The sequence below is a fragment of the uncultured Methylophaga sp. genome (assembly GCF_947259025.1).
Lineage (GTDB): Bacteria > Pseudomonadota > Gammaproteobacteria > Nitrosococcales > Methylophagaceae > Methylophaga.
The window spans coordinates 229,299-244,036 of the sequence record NZ_CAMYKO010000002.1 but is presented as its reverse complement, the minus strand read 5'-3'; the positions used below and the strand labels follow the sequence as shown (position 1 = coordinate 244,036).

General features: G+C 54.2%; 15 protein-coding genes. 2 read left to right on the top strand and 13 right to left on the bottom strand.

The window, feature by feature from the left end:
- Nucleotides 1-67: 67 nt before the first annotated feature.
- The 13 genes from Q0X64_RS02355 to Q0X64_RS02295 all read right to left on the bottom strand — a co-directional run bounded on the left by Q0X64_RS02355 (nucleotide 68) and on the right by Q0X64_RS02295 (nucleotide 12,563).
- Nucleotides 68-1,339: an NAD(P)/FAD-dependent oxidoreductase gene (locus Q0X64_RS02355; protein ID WP_297808527.1), complete on the bottom strand. Its 1,272-nt coding sequence runs from the start codon at nucleotides 1,337-1,339 to the stop codon at nucleotides 68-70.
- A 14-nt stretch (nucleotides 1,340-1,353) separates the two neighbouring features.
- Nucleotides 1,354-2,310: a lipoyl synthase gene (lipA, locus tag Q0X64_RS02350; RefSeq protein WP_297808525.1), complete on the bottom strand. Its 957-nt coding sequence runs from the start codon at nucleotides 2,308-2,310 to the stop codon at nucleotides 1,354-1,356.
- Nucleotides 2,307-2,918, bottom strand: coding sequence for a lipoyl(octanoyl) transferase LipB (gene lipB / locus Q0X64_RS02345; protein ID WP_297808522.1), 612 nt, complete (start codon nucleotides 2,916-2,918; stop codon nucleotides 2,307-2,309). Before lipB ends, lipA begins: the two co-directional genes overlap by 4 nt.
- Nucleotides 2,919-2,924: 6 nt before the next feature.
- Entirely contained in the window at nucleotides 2,925-3,203 is a 279-nt protein-coding gene (locus Q0X64_RS02340) for a DUF493 domain-containing protein (RefSeq protein ID WP_297808519.1), read from the bottom strand.
- On the bottom strand, nucleotides 3,200-4,048 hold the full coding sequence (locus tag Q0X64_RS02335; RefSeq protein WP_297808516.1) for a D-amino acid aminotransferase: 849 nt from the start codon (nucleotides 4,046-4,048) through the stop codon (nucleotides 3,200-3,202). Before Q0X64_RS02335 ends, Q0X64_RS02340 begins: the two co-directional genes overlap by 4 nt.
- Before the next feature lie 3 nt (nucleotides 4,049-4,051).
- Nucleotides 4,052-5,203: a D-alanyl-D-alanine carboxypeptidase family protein gene (locus Q0X64_RS02330; protein WP_297808513.1), complete on the bottom strand. Its 1,152-nt coding sequence runs from the start codon at nucleotides 5,201-5,203 to the stop codon at nucleotides 4,052-4,054.
- Between the two features lie 22 nt (nucleotides 5,204-5,225).
- Nucleotides 5,226-6,047 carry a septal ring lytic transglycosylase RlpA family protein gene (locus Q0X64_RS02325; protein WP_297808510.1) on the bottom strand — a complete coding sequence of 274 codons (822 nt, stop codon included), beginning with the start codon at nucleotides 6,045-6,047 and terminating at the stop codon, nucleotides 5,226-5,228.
- Nucleotides 6,047-7,024: a lytic murein transglycosylase B gene (gene mltB / locus Q0X64_RS02320; RefSeq protein ID WP_297808507.1), complete on the bottom strand. Its 978-nt coding sequence runs from the start codon at nucleotides 7,022-7,024 to the stop codon at nucleotides 6,047-6,049. The genes Q0X64_RS02325 and mltB overlap by 1 nt, the downstream gene beginning before the upstream one ends.
- Nucleotides 7,021-8,154, bottom strand: coding sequence for a rod shape-determining protein RodA (gene rodA / locus Q0X64_RS02315; RefSeq protein ID WP_297808505.1), 1,134 nt, complete (start codon nucleotides 8,152-8,154; stop codon nucleotides 7,021-7,023). The genes mltB and rodA overlap by 4 nt, the downstream gene beginning before the upstream one ends.
- Entirely contained in the window at nucleotides 8,132-10,000 is a 1,869-nt protein-coding gene (mrdA, locus tag Q0X64_RS02310; protein ID WP_297808502.1) for a penicillin-binding protein 2, read from the bottom strand. Before mrdA ends, rodA begins: the two co-directional genes overlap by 23 nt.
- An 8-nt stretch (nucleotides 10,001-10,008) precedes the next feature.
- Entirely contained in the window at nucleotides 10,009-10,488 is a 480-nt protein-coding gene (gene mreD, locus Q0X64_RS02305) for a rod shape-determining protein MreD (protein ID WP_297808499.1), read from the bottom strand.
- Complete coding sequence (mreC, locus tag Q0X64_RS02300) at nucleotides 10,475-11,440, bottom strand: rod shape-determining protein MreC (protein WP_297808810.1); 966 nt, start codon at nucleotides 11,438-11,440, stop codon at nucleotides 10,475-10,477. The genes mreD and mreC overlap by 14 nt, the downstream gene beginning before the upstream one ends.
- A gap of 76 nt (nucleotides 11,441-11,516) precedes the next feature.
- Nucleotides 11,517-12,563, bottom strand: coding sequence for a rod shape-determining protein (locus tag Q0X64_RS02295; RefSeq protein WP_297808498.1), 1,047 nt, complete (start codon nucleotides 12,561-12,563; stop codon nucleotides 11,517-11,519).
- A gap of 120 nt (nucleotides 12,564-12,683) precedes the next feature.
- On the opposite strand from Q0X64_RS02295, the gene gatC reads away from it, so the two are divergent.
- Entirely contained in the window at nucleotides 12,684-12,971 is a 288-nt protein-coding gene (gene gatC / locus Q0X64_RS02290) for an Asp-tRNA(Asn)/Glu-tRNA(Gln) amidotransferase subunit GatC (protein ID WP_297808496.1), read from the top strand.
- Between the two features lie 20 nt (nucleotides 12,972-12,991).
- A complete protein-coding gene (gene gatA, locus Q0X64_RS02285; protein ID WP_297808493.1) occupies nucleotides 12,992-14,446 on the top strand; it encodes an Asp-tRNA(Asn)/Glu-tRNA(Gln) amidotransferase subunit GatA in 1,455 nt (484 codons plus the stop codon).
- Nucleotides 14,447-14,738: the final 292 nt, after the last annotated feature.

Genomic DNA, 14,738 nt, shown 5'->3' with positions numbered 1-14,738 from the left:
TCAGTCAGTTGTAAACTGTCTGCATTGACAGTGCCGACCGTCTTTTCAGCTTGGTCAGCGGGCTGACTTAGCGCAGCATATCGGACCAGAGATTATGCGCCCAGGCATCGGCAAAACGCCCCTCCTGCTCGCTGGCCGAAGCCGAGACCCCGCCGCCCGGCATCGCGGTCATCTGTCCGGCTTGCTCATCGAAGGCAAACACCGCTGCCACATGACCGGCTTTGTCAGCATCAACAAAGCTGTAGCAGGTATTACCGAACTTGGGGCTAGCCTCGATTTCACGGTGTTTAAGCAGGTCAATCACGGCGGCAGCACAGACTTTGGCCTGTGAATTGGCGATATGGCCGGACTTGGGCATATTGGACGCCACAGCATCGCCAATCACATGCACGTCTTTAACAGCTGTGGATTCATAACTGCGAAAATCCACTGCGCACCAGCGTCTGTCCACATTGATCACCCCGGCCAGTTCAGCGACTTTACCGGCCTTCTGTGGCGGAATAACATTAAGCACATCGGCTTTGAAGCTATCGAACAGGCTTTCCACCGACAAACTGGCAACATCCACAGATTCCAGCGCATTGCTCGGGTAATAATCAATCAGTCCCGGATAGTGGCTTTCCCAGGCGCCCTGAAACAGGGCCGCTTTGGAAACAATGCCGCCATTGGCATCAAGAATAATCAACTTCCCAGTGGGGTTGTGTTGCTTGAGAAATAAGGCAATCTGGCAGGCCCGCTCATAAGGACCGGGGGGACAGCGAAACGGCGCTGCCGGTATCGTCATCACTACAATGCCGCCGGGTCGCATCGCTTTGAGTTGGTCGGCCAGTAACTGGGTTTGCGGTCCGGCTTTCCAGGCATGCGGGATCTGCTCTGCGACCACCTGCGGCGTCAGCATCGGCAAGGTTTCGTAGCTGAAATCAATGCCCGGAGCCAGAATCAGGCGATCATAAGCGATGTCGCTGTTATCGCTGAGCCTGACCCGTTTGTTGTCGGTATCAATCGCCGTCACCGTCGCCTGCACGGTCTTTACATCATGCTGTGCCGATAATGACTGATAATCATGAGTCAGTTGCTGCAGGCTGCGATGACCGCTCAGCACCAGGTTACTCTGCGGGCAGGATACAAAGCGGTCGTTTTTCTCGACCATGACCACATCAAGCTCCGGCGCCCACATTTTAAGGTATTTGGCTGCCGTAGCCCCGGCAAAGCCACCACCGACCACGACGACCCGTTGCTTTCTTTTGCCTGACTTGGCTTTCAGGCTGAGTTGAGGAAACATGACGGCAGAACCGGCAGCAACAGCCGTTTGCATCAGCCTTCGTCGGTTAATTGCCATGTTACCTCCTGTGATCAGGACACGCTTTCGCCCTGTGCCTGTAAGTCAGCGTGATAAGACGAGCGTACCATGGGGCCGCTGGCCACGTGATCAAAACCCATTGCTTTGCCGGCAGCGCCCAGTTCTTCAAACTCTTCAGGGGTCACAAAACGATCCACCGGCAGGTGATGGCGGCTGGGTTGCAGGTACTGGCCCAGGGTGAGCATACGACAGCCATGATCGCGTAAATCCTGCATCACCTGTTTGACCTCATCGATGGTCTCGCCCAGACCCAGCATCAGGCCTGACTTGCTCGGTACTTCCGGATGCAGAGCCTGGAAGCGTTTAATCAGATTGAGGGACCATTGATAATCCGAGCCGGGTCGCGCTGCCTTATAGAGGCGCGGCACCGTTTCCAGGTTGTGATTGAAGATATCCGGCGGGCTCTGGGTAAGAATCTCCAGCGCCACATCCATGCGACCACGAAAATCCGGCACCAGTACTTCGATATCGGTTTGCGGCGACTGGCGGCGCACTTCGTTAATGCATTCGACAAAGTGACCCGCGCCACCATCGCGCAGATCATCGCGATCCACCGAGGTAATCACCACGTGTTTGAGCTGCATGGCGGCAATGGTCTTGGCCAGATGCTGCGGCTCATTCTGATCCAGCGGATCGGGTCGGCCATGCGCCACATCACAGAACGGGCAGCGGCGGGTGCAGATATTGCCCATGATCAGGAAAGTCGCCGTGCCATGGGCAAAGCACTCGCCCAAGTTGGGGCAGGCCGCTTCTTCACAAACGCTGTGCAGATTATGCTCACGCAGCATATCTTTGATGTGCTGCACACGCGGGTGGCCGTGCGACTTGGCGCGGATCCACTCCGGTTTACGTTTAGGCTGGCTGGGTTCTATTTTGATCGGTATCCGCGCGACTTTGGATTCGCCCTTGAGGGCGCGCACATCGCGTCTGCCGTCTGCTGTATCTGTCATAAATTTTTATCCGCTGTCTGCGCTTTAAATGCAGACACAAATTGTTGTTTGGCTTCGGCCATATCCATTTCAATACCCAGCGATGCGAGGTCGATAACCTCCATGCCAGGATAACCACAGGGGTTGATATAACTGAATGGCGTCAGGTCCATATCAATGTTGAAACTGACACCATGATAACAGGCACCGCGCTTAACCCTTAATCCCAGCGATGCAATCTTGCGATCATTGACGTAAACACCGGGCGCATCGCGTCGGGCACAGGCCTCAATATCATGGGCTGCGAGCATACTGATAACGGTCTGTTCCAGATGACTGACCATCTGTCTGACACCGGACTTGATGCGGCGCAAATCAATCAAGGTGTAGGCAATCAGCTGGCCGGGGCCGTGATAGGTCACCTGGCCGCCACGGTCGGTTTCCACCAGTGGAATATCGTGGATATTGAGCACATGCTCGGCCTGGCCGTTAGCGCCCTGGGTGAACACCGGCTGGTGTTCCAGCAACCAGATTTCGTCCTCGGTGTCGCTATCACGGTCCAGAGTAAATTGACGCATGGCCTCCACCACCGGCTGGTAGTCGGACAGGCCTAAATCTCTGATTTTCATTGGAGGCTAGAGCGCAAACTTAATGCGGTGATGGCTGCTCAGATCCTGATAAATCGCATCAAGTTGTGCTTTACTGGTGGCGCGGATGGTCACGGTGATAGAGGTAAATTTACCACCGGAGCTTTGACGCTGGCTGATGGCGCCTTCGGCAATATCATCAACATGACGGCGCAGGATTTCCACCACCAGCTGGTCGAAATCATCACTGGTTTCGCCCATCGCTTTAATGGGAAAGTCACAGGGGAATTCCAGCAGCGTGTCCTGATCTTTATCCTGTTCGCTCATACCTTGCCCTCCTGCTTGTAGCGCTGGTAGAGCCTGTCGACCTGCTGCCAGACCGGACCGGGTTTGCCGCTGCCGACTGGCTTGTCGTCAAGCATGGTGACCGGCAGTAACTCGCGGGTGGAACTGCTGATCCAGATTTCATCGGCCTGTTGTAACTCTGCCAATGAGACTGCTTGTTCACGATAAGCGATGCCAGCTGACTGCGCCAGTTCCAGTACCAGATCGCGGGTGATGCCCGGCAATACCTTTTCATCTTTGGGCGCTGTAAAAATCACACCATCAATAACGGCGTAGCTGTTACTGGCCGAGCCTTCGGTCATATAGCCGTCGCGGATTAACAGCGACTCCTGAGCGCCGACATCCTGCGCTTTTTGTCGCAGCAAACTGTTTGGCAACAGGGTAATAGCCTTGATATCACACTGGGCCCAGCGGATATCATCGACGGTAATCGCCTTGATACCGGCTGTTTTAAATGATTCAGGCACAGCCTTAAGCGGATTGCTCATCACAAAAGCCGTGGGCGACACACCTTCGGGAAACACATGGTCACGCGGCGCCACACCCCGTGTTACCTGCAGATACACGGATTGATCGCCGCCGCCGTTGTCGGCGACCAGTCGTTCGATAATTTTTTGCCAGCCTTCGATGCTATGTGGATTGGCCATGCGCACGCCATCCAGGCTGCGCTGCAGACGGTTTAGATGCGGCGTCAGTCTGAAAGGCAGGCCGTTATAGACCGGGATCACTTCATAGACGCCGTCGCCCAGCAAAAAGCCCCGATCCAGCACAGAAACACGGGCCTGTTCGGCGGGGAGATACTCGCCGTTAAGAAATACGGTTGCCACTGCTTAGCCCCAGATCCAGAGCAGAATTTCATCAATCAGACGGCGCCACCAGCTACCCTCTTCCACTGCTGTCAGGGCAACCAGGGTTTGTCTGGCAACCACTTCCTCGCCCAGGCGAATTTCCACTTCACCCAGCTCGGCACCAACTTCAATCGGTGCAATCACTGGCTGCTGGATATTGGTATTGGCACTCAGTTCATCGTACTGACCACGCGGTACCGTGACCGCCAGGCTCTGGGCCAGGCCCAGAGAGACCTGATCCTGTGCGCCTTTCCAGACTTTGCTGTCAGTAATATTGGCATTGGCCTGATACAGTTGATGGGTCTCAAAGAAACGAAAACCATAGTTGAACAGTTTCTGGGTTTCCTGAGCACGGGCATTTTCACTGCGGGTGCCCAGTACCACGGAGATCAGGCGCATATCGCCCCGCTGCGCCGAGGCTGCCAGACAAAAACCAGCTTCTTCGGTGTGGCCGGTTTTCAGGCCATCGACACTGTTATCACGCCACAACAGCTTGTTGCGGTTGTGCTGGGTAATATTGTTGTAGGTGTATTCTTTCTCTTTGTACCACTCGTAGTGGGCGGGAAAATCACGGATCAGCGCCGCCGACAGGGTCGCAATATCCCTTGCCGTGGTGTAATGCTCGGGATCGGGCAGCCCGGTGGAGTTCATGTAATTGGTATCAACCATGCCCAGTTGCTGGGCATACTGGTTCATCATCTGCGCAAACACTTCTTCGCTACCGGCAATATGTTCTGCCAGTGCCACAGCGGCGTCATTACCAGACTGCACAATCATGCCGCGAAGCAAGGCTTCCACCGAGACTTTGGTGTCCACTTTTAAGAAGCTGCGCGAGCCGATCATGCGCCAGGCTTTCTCGCTGATCAGCACCTCATCATCCAGCGCGATATTACCCGAGTGCAGTTCATGCGAAACCACATAGGACGTCATCAACTTGGTAATACTGGCCGGTGGCAGTCTCTGATCCGGGTTATCTGAAGCCAGTACCCGGCCGCTGTCATAATCAATCAGGATATGTGACTTTGCTGCCACATTGGGCGCCGACGGTTTCGGCGCAATGACGCCCCCCGCCTGGACGCTGACAAAGGACATCAGCAGCATTAGAAATAAAACAACTTGGGTGTGTTTCAGCATGTTGAACTCTCAGGATGAATATTTAATCAATGACGATATGGCTGTCGCGAAACCCCAGTCCCGCGAGCCTGGCAGCAAGGCTGTCACCATCGCTGACACTGGCCAGCGGACCGATCCGTACCCGATACAGGGTGCCCTGTTGTTGGGGTAAGGTTTCGATAAACACAGTACCAGCGATATCCTGCTGCAAGCGACTTTTGACCTGCTCAGCGCGATGGCGGCTGCTAAATGCCCCGACCTGCAAAAACATCGCGGCTGAGCCGACGGACTTTCCCGGCGGTGTCACCGCCTCGCTGGGTGGTCTGGTGGCCGTTTTTTGCAATTTACCCGGCGTGATAGCCCTGACCTCAACCATACCGGTGCCTTTGTCGACGATGCCCAGCTTAGTTGCTGCACTATAGGATAAATCAATCAGGCGGTTATCATGAAACGGGCCTCGGTCGTTGACCTTGACCACCACGGTACGGCCGTTTTCCAGGTTGGTCACTTCGACATAAGTCGGAAGTGGCAGCGTCTTATGCGCGGCGGTCATCGCATACATATCATAGATTTCACCGCTGGAAGTCCGGCGGCCATGAAACTTGGTGCCATACCAGGAGGCAATACCCTTTTTCTGGTACCCTTCTGCGCTGTTCATGGTGTAGTAATTTTTGCCGAATACCTCGTACTGACTGGGATTGCCGTACTTACTACGTGGCTCCACTTTAGGCACCGCATCCGGAATCTGGCTGACATCCGGCACCCTGTCCGGGGCGCTGTCTTTTTCAGTCACCCCGCCACAGGAGATAAGCAGCAGAAAGGCTGTGGCCAGCCCTACACCACGTAGATATTGCGCCATTTTCATTACAACTCACCAAATTGTTCACGGATTGCCTGCGCCAGTTGATAAACGGCCATGGCATACATTCGGCTGTGATTATAGCGGGTAATGGCATAAAAGTTCTGTCGACCCAGCCAGTATTCTTCACCCTCTTTCTGGGTCAGCGCAATCACCGATAACTTATCTTTTCCAGCCGGCAGTTGATCCAGCGAAAAGCCGGCTACAGCTAGCTGTTCGCGACTGAATGCTGGTTTCAGATCTTTACCGCTGATGTCATCAGGCAAGGCTTTGTCAAGCTGAGTGCGGTGCACCACCGACTCGCCTGGCTGCCAGCCATGCACGGCCAGGTAATTGGCGATACTGCCAATGGCATCGGTGGGGTTGGTCCAAATATCGCGCTGACCGTCTTTATCAAAATCCACGGCGTAGGCCCGATAGCTACTGGGCATAAACTGTCCCAATCCCATGGCACCGGCATAAGAACCAACCGGATCCAGTTGCGACATCTGCTCTTCACGGGTCAGGATCAGGAAATGCTCCAGCTCACTGGTGAAAAACGGGCTGCGCGGCGGGTAGCGAAAAGCCAGCGTTGATAAGGCATCGATCACGCGAAAGCCACCAACATTGCCGCCATAGCGGGTTTCGACACCGAGAATGGCCACGATATATTCAGCAGGCACACCATAAGTCTGTTCTGCCTGTGACAGCGCCTCTTTGTGCTGCTCCCAGAATTCGACGCCGCCTTCAATACGCGAACCTGTCAGAAAAATATCGCGGTACTCATGCCAGGGCTTACTTTTCTCAGCCGGCCTGGATATCGCCTTGAGGATGCTGTCTTTGACCTCAACATCAGCAAATACCTGTTCCAGCTCAGCCTGATCGAAACCATGTTCGGTCACCATTTTATCAATGAACTTTGGCAGCTCGGGTAAGTCAGGGTTAGCAACAGCGGGCATTGAAGCCAGCCACAACAGGGCACTACTCAGCACAACTTTTTTCACGGCGACATCATCCTCCGATGGGTATGAATTGACATCAGGATACCGAAGCCGGCCAGCAAGGTCACCATTGAGGTGCCGCCATAGCTGACCAGTGGCAAAGGTACACCGACGACAGGTAAAAGACCGGTGACCATTCCAACGTTAACGAACACGTAGACAAGAAAAGTAATGGAAATACTGCCGGCCAGCAGACGCGAAAAACTGCTTTGTGCCTGGCTGGCAATAAACAGGCCGCGACCGGCAATCAAAAGATACAGACACAGCAACAAGACAGCACCGGCCAGACCGAACTCTTCGGCGATCACGGCAAAGATGAAATCCGTCGAGCGTTCCGGCAGAAACTCCAGATGGGATTGAGTGCCCCGCAACCAGCCCTGACCAAAAAGTCCGCCCGAGCCGATGGCGATTTTTGACTGGATAATATGATAACCCGCGCCCAGTGGATCGGTTTCCGGATTGAGGAAGGTCAGCACCCGCCGCCGCTGGTAGTCGTGCATGAAATACCATAACACCGGCGCTGCCGCCGCGCAGCTCCCCAGAAAAGCAAAAATCACCTTCCAACGAATACCCGCCAGGAAAATAACGATAAGCCCGGAACTGGCTATCAGAATCGCCGTCCCCAAATCAGGCTGCTTGGCAATCAGAAAGGCCGGCAGGCCTATCAGTAACAACCCCACAATCAGGCGCCACACTGATGGCGGTAAGGGCCGCTCAGCCAGAAATGCCGCCACCAGGATGGGGACCGCCAGCTTCATGATTTCCGAGGGCTGAAAACGGAAAAAGCCCAAATCCAGCCAGCGCTGCGCGCCCTTGCCTTCGTGTCCGAAAAACAGCACCGCGACCAGCAGCATCAGGCCCAGTCCATATAACCAGTAGGCACTGTCTCGCATGCGGTCCGGGTGGATCTGCGCCACCAGCAGCATCACCCCAATCGCAACGCCCAGACGGACCAGTTGCCGGTAGATCAGCCCCATATCCTGACCACCGGCACTGAACAGCATCATCAGCCCCACGCCCAGCAACAGCAAAAGCCCCAGCATCAGCATGGCGTCAATATGCAGCCATTCGACAAAGCGGCTCGGTTGCCAGCTAGGTCGCTGTTGTCTGTCATTGATCAGGCTGTGGTTCATCCAATTCCAGTCCGAAATGTTCAATAATCAATTTGCGGGCAATCGGCGCTGCCATCTTACTGCCACTGCCACCATTTTCTACCACCACGGCCACTACGAACTCGGGTTTATCCGCGGGGGCAAAAGCAATAAATAAAGCGTGGTCATGGAGCTTGCGTTCCAGGGTTTCTGCGTCATACTCCTCATCCTGGGCAATACCAAATACCTGCGCAGTACCGGTCTTGCCGGCGATATTAATAGGCATGTCCTCGCCAATGTGCCGGGCCGTGCCTCGTTGACCATGTACGACCTCAACCATGGAGTCTATCACCGCTTCCCAGTGCTGGCTGTCTTGCATGGGCAGACTGTTGACGCGCTCGGTATTGCGAAGCTGCATTTCACTCATCCCGGCTTTGCGGCTGGCTCGCACCACGCGGGGTTCCTGCATCACCCCGCGCATTGCCAGCGTGGATGTCGCATGCGCCAATTGCAGCGGTGTGGTCTGGTTAAAGCCCTGACCGATACCCGAGATCAGGGTTTCCCCCGGAAACCAGGCCTGATTGCGGCTGGCACGCTTCCATTCCCTGGATGGGGACAATCCCGCACTTTCACTGGGAATATCAATACCCGTTCGATGACCAAAGCCGAACAAATCCAGGAACTGGTGCAGACGATCAATGCCCAGGGTATGGGCTAAATCATAAAAGTAGGTATCACAGGATTGGGCCACGGCATCTTTCATGTTCACCCAGCCATGACCGTGGCTTTTCCAGCAACGGTAACGATGCTGATGTCCCGGCAATGAATACCAGCCCGGATCATAGACCCTGGATTGTTCTGTCACCACGCCCAATTCCAGCCCAGCCAGCGCTACAAACGGCTTAAGTGTTGATCCCGGCGGGTAACTGCCACGCAGCGCACGATCATACAATGGCCTCTCGGGTGAGTCTCTGAGCGCAGAATAATCCTTACTGCTGATCCCTGAAACAAACAGATTAGGATCAAAATCAGGTTTGCTGACCAGGGCCAGTACGCCACCATTACGGGGGTCCATTGCCACCACCGAGCCATTGAAGTCGGTCAGTGACTCGGCAGCAGCACGCTGCAGGTTGATATCCAGATTCAATAACAAATCGTCGCCGGAGTGTGAGGGTTCCGACATCAACTCCCTGACGATCCGCCCCTGCACATTGGTTTCCACCTGACGGTAACCAACTGTACCGTGCAATTGATCTTCATAATATTTTTCTACCCCGGTTTTACCAATCTGCAGTGTGCCTTTGTAATTCTGCTGATCAATGATCTGCATTTCCCGCTCATTGATGCGGCCAACATAGCCGACAGCATGGGAAAACAAGTTGGCCTGGGGATAATGACGGATCAAACGCCCCTCAATATCCACACCTGGGAAACGATGACGGTTAGCAGAAAAGCGAGCGACTTCAGCTTCGGTCAGGCGCTGGCGAATGACCACCTGCTGAAAACGACGATGGCGCTTGAGCCGATCACGAAACTCAGCCACGTCCTCATCAGTCAGCGCCATTAACTCAGTCAGCGCATCAATGGTGTAGTCCATATCTTTGACTTTTTCCGGCACCATTTCCAGACTGAACGTGGGAATGTTCTCCGCCAGCATCACGCCATTACGGTCATAGATCAGCCCACGTTGTGGTGGCAGCGGCTCGATATCGACCCGGTTGCGGTCCGACAGCGAATCGAAGTGTTCGTATTCAAACACCTGCAACACCACCAGCCTGACGATCACCACGCTGAACACAATCACCGACAGCAAGGCGGCAAACAACAGCCTGCCGTTCACCAGCCGGCTCTCACGGAAATGATCTTTCAGCGTAAAGCGGGAAGCCATAAAAAGACTCAGCTGACCTGGAACGTACGTCTGATTTTACGCAACAGCGGGTAAATCACCGGCCACATCAGGGTACTTGTCACCACTGGCATCCACACAACCCAGCTCATCTCTGGTCTGCCTGCCATCACCGAGACAAAATGCACCAGCAACACCACCGAAAAAATGGTCAATGCCTGCTGCCATAAGGGATATTGCCTTAATTGCAGGTGGAAACGTGCGATCAGATATACGGCGAAGGCATAACTGAAAGCCATCACGCCCAATGTGCCGCCCATCATCACATCCATAATCAGACCGCTGAGCCAGCCGACGCCAATACTTACCCGGTGTGGCAAGGCCATCGCCCAGTACATCAGCGTTAACACCACCCATTCAGGCCGGAAAAAACGTGCTGCTTCCGGCAAGGGCACCATCATCAGCAACATCGCTGCAATGATGGTCAGTACAATCATAAAGCCGTTGCGGGGGATATCACTCATTGCCATCGGCAGGCTCCCCGGCATTGTCCTCGCCGTTGCTATCACTTAAGGTTGAGCTGGCTTCAGAAGCAGCGGGGCTGACCGTAGCGGTGGCTTCGGATGCCGCCGGCGTGTCTACCGTGGGTTCAGTTCTGATTTTTTCACCCGGCAAAACCAGCATCAGTTCGCGACTGGTTGAGAGATTCGCAGCCGGCGCCACCTTGATATCGGCAAAGGCTTTACCCTGGGGAAATTCCACTGACACCACTTTGCCTACCGGATAGCCAACCGGAAAACGCCCGCCCAATCCGGAGGTCACCAGCTGATCACCGGCGCGCACATCGGCATTATGCGGCAGGAAGTCCATCTTCAAGGTTTCTCCCAGACCACGGCCGGTCACTACTGCTCGCAGGCCATTGCGATTAATCTGAACCGGAATGCTGTGACTGGGATCAGTGAGTAACACCACCCGGCTCGACAGATAAGAGGTTTCGGTGACCTGTCCCATCACGCCATGAGCATCCAGAACGGGCTGGCCGACATAGACACCAAAGTTTTCACCTTTATCGATAATGACCTGTTGTGAGAAGGGATCCAGATCGACGGTCAGCAATTCTGCCACCTGTACTCGCTCCTGCAGTCGGAAAGACGAGCCCAGCAGTTCACGCAGCCGCATGTTTTCGCGTTCCAGCGCCTGCATTTTCTGCAGCCTGAGGCTTTGCAGTTTATTACTGGCATTGAGTACAGTAATTTGCTCACGCAACTGCTCGCGATCCTGGAAAAACTCCCCCACCCAGTCAACAAAATTACTGGGCATTGAGGCCGTCGCCTGCAGCGGATAGACCACGGTGGACAGGACCGAACGCACCGGCTTGAAATAATCCAGTCGTGAATCCAGGAAAAACACCGCCAGTGAGGCCAGCACAGCCAGCAGCATGCGGGTATTGATCGATGGATTGTGAGTAAATAACGGTTTAATAACGCTGTTCCAAAACTAAAAGACCCTTGCAAATGCCCGGCACTCGCAAAGGTCTTGCTGTTAATGCCAATTCAGATTATTCGAAAGTGAAAACGTCTGTCCCTTTTTCGTCGATCATTTCCAGCGCCCGGCCACCGCCACGGGCGACACAGGTCAGTGGATCCTCAGCGATAATCGCCGGCAGCCCGGTTTCTTCAATCAACAGGCGATCCAGATCCCGCAACAATGCGCCACCACCGGTCAGCACGATACCGCGTTCAGCCACGTCGGCGCCCAGTTCCGGCGGCGTTTGTTCCAAAGCGGTTTTCACTGCTGCCACGATGCCTGACAGGGGATCCTGCAGCGCTTCCAGGATTTCATTACTGTTGAGGGTAAAGCTGCGGGGCACGCCTTCAGCCAGGTTACGGCCGCGCACTTCCATTTCCTTGACTTCATTACCGGGATAAGCCGAGCCAATTTCTTTCTTGATTTTCTCGGCGGTGGACTCACCAATCAGGGTACCGTAGTTACGACGAACATAGTTGACGATGGCCTCATCAAACAGATCACCGCCGATACGTACCGAGGCAGAGTAAACAATACCGTTGAGTGAAATCACTGCCACTTCGGTGGTACCGCCACCAATATCCAGCACCATTGAACCGCTGGCCTCATCGACCGGCATACCCGCACCAATCGCCGCTGCCATCGGCTCTTCGATCAGGAACACATCACGGGCACCGGCACCGGCCGCTGATTCACGAATGGCACGGCGTTCCACTTGGGTGGAACCACAAGGCACACAGACCAGTACCCGGGGGCTGGGCTTGAGAAAACGCCCTTCATGCACTTTACGAATGAAGTGTTGAAGCATTTTTTCGGTAACGGTGAAGTCAGCAATAACGCCGTCTTTCAATGGTCTGATCGCTGTAATATTGCCTGGTGTCCGGCCCAGCATACGCTTTGCTTCCACACCCACTGCTGCAATCGAACGGGGACCACCGGGTCCTTTATCCTGACGAATCGCCACCACTGACGGCTCGTCGAGCACGATGCCAGCACCGCGCACATAAATCAGCGTATTCGCTGTTCCCAGATCGATCGACAGATCGTTGGAGAAGACTCCACGTAAACGTTCAAACATTGAAGAAACCACACCTGAAAGGGCAAAATGAATACTTTAGCAACGCTTTAGGCTGTTGGGCAAGCAACTATTCGTTTAGAATTCTGACTTTGTTAAATACTTAAACATTTGGAACTGTCGATGAGTTTAGATAAGAGCGACGTAGAGAAAATTGCGCATCTGGCGCGCCTGTCAATACAGGAAAATGACATCCCGGATTATGCACGGGATCTGAACAATATCCTCAATCTGGTCGAACAAATGAGTGCGGTCGACACCCAGAACATCACGCCCATGGCTCACCCGCTTGATGCGCATCAGAGACTGCGCCCCGACAGCGTGACCGAAGTTGATCAGCGTGAAGCCTTTCAGGCTATTGCTCCCAAGACTGAAGCCGGTGTCTATCTGGTTCCTCAAGTCATCGAATAACCCGCGTTACAGGCTCATTCATGCATAACAAATCACTCCCAGAACTCTCGACAGCCCTGCAAAACGGCGAAATCAGCAGTGTTGAACTGACCCAGCATTACCTGGACCGTATCAATCAGCATAATGGCAACCTCAATGCCTTTATTAGCGTGACCGATGAACGGGCACTGGAACAGGCCAGAGCCGCAGACAAACTGCTGGCCGCAAACAACGCCGGTCCGCTGACCGGTATCCCGCTGGCTCACAAAGACATTTTCTGCACCAAGGGTGTTCGCACCAGCTGTGGCTCCAAGATGCTGGACAAGTTTATTTCACCCTACGATGCCACCGTGGTGGAAAAAATCGACGCTGCCGGCATGGTCACCCTGGGTAAGACCAATATGGACGAGTTCGCCATGGGCTCTTCCAATGAGACCAGTTTTTACGGCCCGGTGAAAAACCCCTGGGACACTGACCGCGTACCAGGTGGTTCATCCGGTGGTTCAGCTTCAGCGATGGCTGCCCGGCTGGCCCCGATTGCCACAGGAACTGATACCGGCGGCTCCATTCGTCAGCCGGCATCATTATGTAATCTGACCGGCCTCAAGCCCACTTATGGCCGTATTTCCCGTTATGGCATGATTGCTTTCGCCTCCAGCCTGGATCAGGCTGGCCCCATGGCCAACAGCGCTGAAGATGCCGCCTGGCTGATGAATGTGATGTCGGGTTTTGACCCGCGTGACTCCACCAGCGTCGATCGCGAAGTGCCCGACTACACAGCAACACTGAATGACTCTCTGGAAGGCCTGACCATCGGCCTCCCCAAAGAGTATTTCGGCGAGGGTCTGGACTCGCGCGTGGCTGAAACCGTGCAAAACGCCATCAAGACGTATGAGTCGCTGGGCGCTACCCTGAAAGAAATCACCCTGCCCAACTCTCACCTGGCGGTGCCGACTTATTATGTGGTGGCACCGGCAGAATGTTCTTCCAACCTGTCACGCATGGATGGCGTGCGGTTCGGTCACCGTGCTGACGATCCCAAAGATCTGATGGATCTCTACACCCGCTCACGCGGCGAGGGCTTTGGTGATGAAGTCAAACGCCGCATCATGATCGGCACCTATGCGCTGTCGGCCGGTTATTACGATGCTTATTACCTGAAAGCCCAGCAATGCCGCCGCCTGATCCGTGATGACTTCCTAAAAGCTTACGAAGATGTTGATGTCATCATGGGCCCATCAGCACCGACACCGGCATTCCGCTTCGGCGAGAAAACCGATGATCCGGTTGCCATGTACATGGAAGATATCTACACAATCAATGTGAATCTCGCCGGTCTGCCCGGCATGTCTATTCCGGCAGGCTTTGTCGATGATATGCCTGTAGGGCTACAAATCATTGGTAACTACTTTAACGAAGCCCGCCTGCTCAATATTGCCCATAAATACCAGCAGGAAACCGACTGGCACCGGCACACACCGGAAGCGTTCAAATAAGCATAAAGAAAAGGGGCCTCGGCCCCTTTTTTGTTGTTTAACCACAGAGGCACAGAGGTTTTGAAACTATCCGCAAATTATACGGATTTACACAGATATTTTGGTCACCAACGCGAACACCAAGCTTATTTGCTCAGCAGGCTTTTCGTAGTCTGTTTTATTAATCTATGAAAATCGGCGTAATCTGCGGATGATTATGTTTATTAACTCTGTGCCCTCTGTGCCTCTGTGGTTGGTCATGTAAACAAAACCTAATCTGCTATCCTTGCAACACGATCAGAACGGGAAAAGG

Excerpts from the sequence above, each read along its gene's own strand:
- Q0X64_RS02340 (WP_297808519.1), bottom strand. The coding sequence starts at position 3,203 with ATGAGCGAACAGGATAAAGATCAGGACACGCTGCTGGAATTCCCCTGT.
- lipA (WP_297808525.1), bottom strand. The coding sequence starts at position 2,310 with ATGACAGATACAGCAGACGGCAGACGCGATGTGCGCGCCCTCAAGGGC.
- Q0X64_RS02325 (WP_297808510.1), bottom strand. The coding sequence starts at position 6,047 with ATGAAAATGGCGCAATATCTACGTGGTGTAGGGCTGGCCACAGCCTTT.
- Q0X64_RS02330 (WP_297808513.1), bottom strand. The coding sequence starts at position 5,203 with ATGCTGAAACACACCCAAGTTGTTTTATTTCTAATGCTGCTGATGTCC.
- mrdA (WP_297808502.1), bottom strand. The coding sequence starts at position 10,000 with ATGGCTTCCCGCTTTACGCTGAAAGATCATTTCCGTGAGAGCCGGCTG.
- rodA (WP_297808505.1), bottom strand. The coding sequence starts at position 8,154 with ATGAACCACAGCCTGATCAATGACAGACAACAGCGACCTAGCTGGCAA.
- Q0X64_RS02295 (WP_297808498.1), bottom strand. The coding sequence starts at position 12,563 with ATGTTTGAACGTTTACGTGGAGTCTTCTCCAACGATCTGTCGATCGAT.
- mreD (WP_297808499.1), bottom strand. The coding sequence starts at position 10,488 with ATGGCAATGAGTGATATCCCCCGCAACGGCTTTATGATTGTACTGACC.
- gatA (WP_297808493.1), top strand. The coding sequence starts at position 12,992 with ATGCATAACAAATCACTCCCAGAACTCTCGACAGCCCTGCAAAACGGC.
- gatC (WP_297808496.1), top strand. The coding sequence starts at position 12,684 with ATGAGTTTAGATAAGAGCGACGTAGAGAAAATTGCGCATCTGGCGCGC.
- Q0X64_RS02355 (WP_297808527.1), bottom strand. The coding sequence starts at position 1,339 with ATGGCAATTAACCGACGAAGGCTGATGCAAACGGCTGTTGCTGCCGGT.
- lipB (WP_297808522.1), bottom strand. The coding sequence starts at position 2,918 with ATGAAAATCAGAGATTTAGGCCTGTCCGACTACCAGCCGGTGGTGGAG.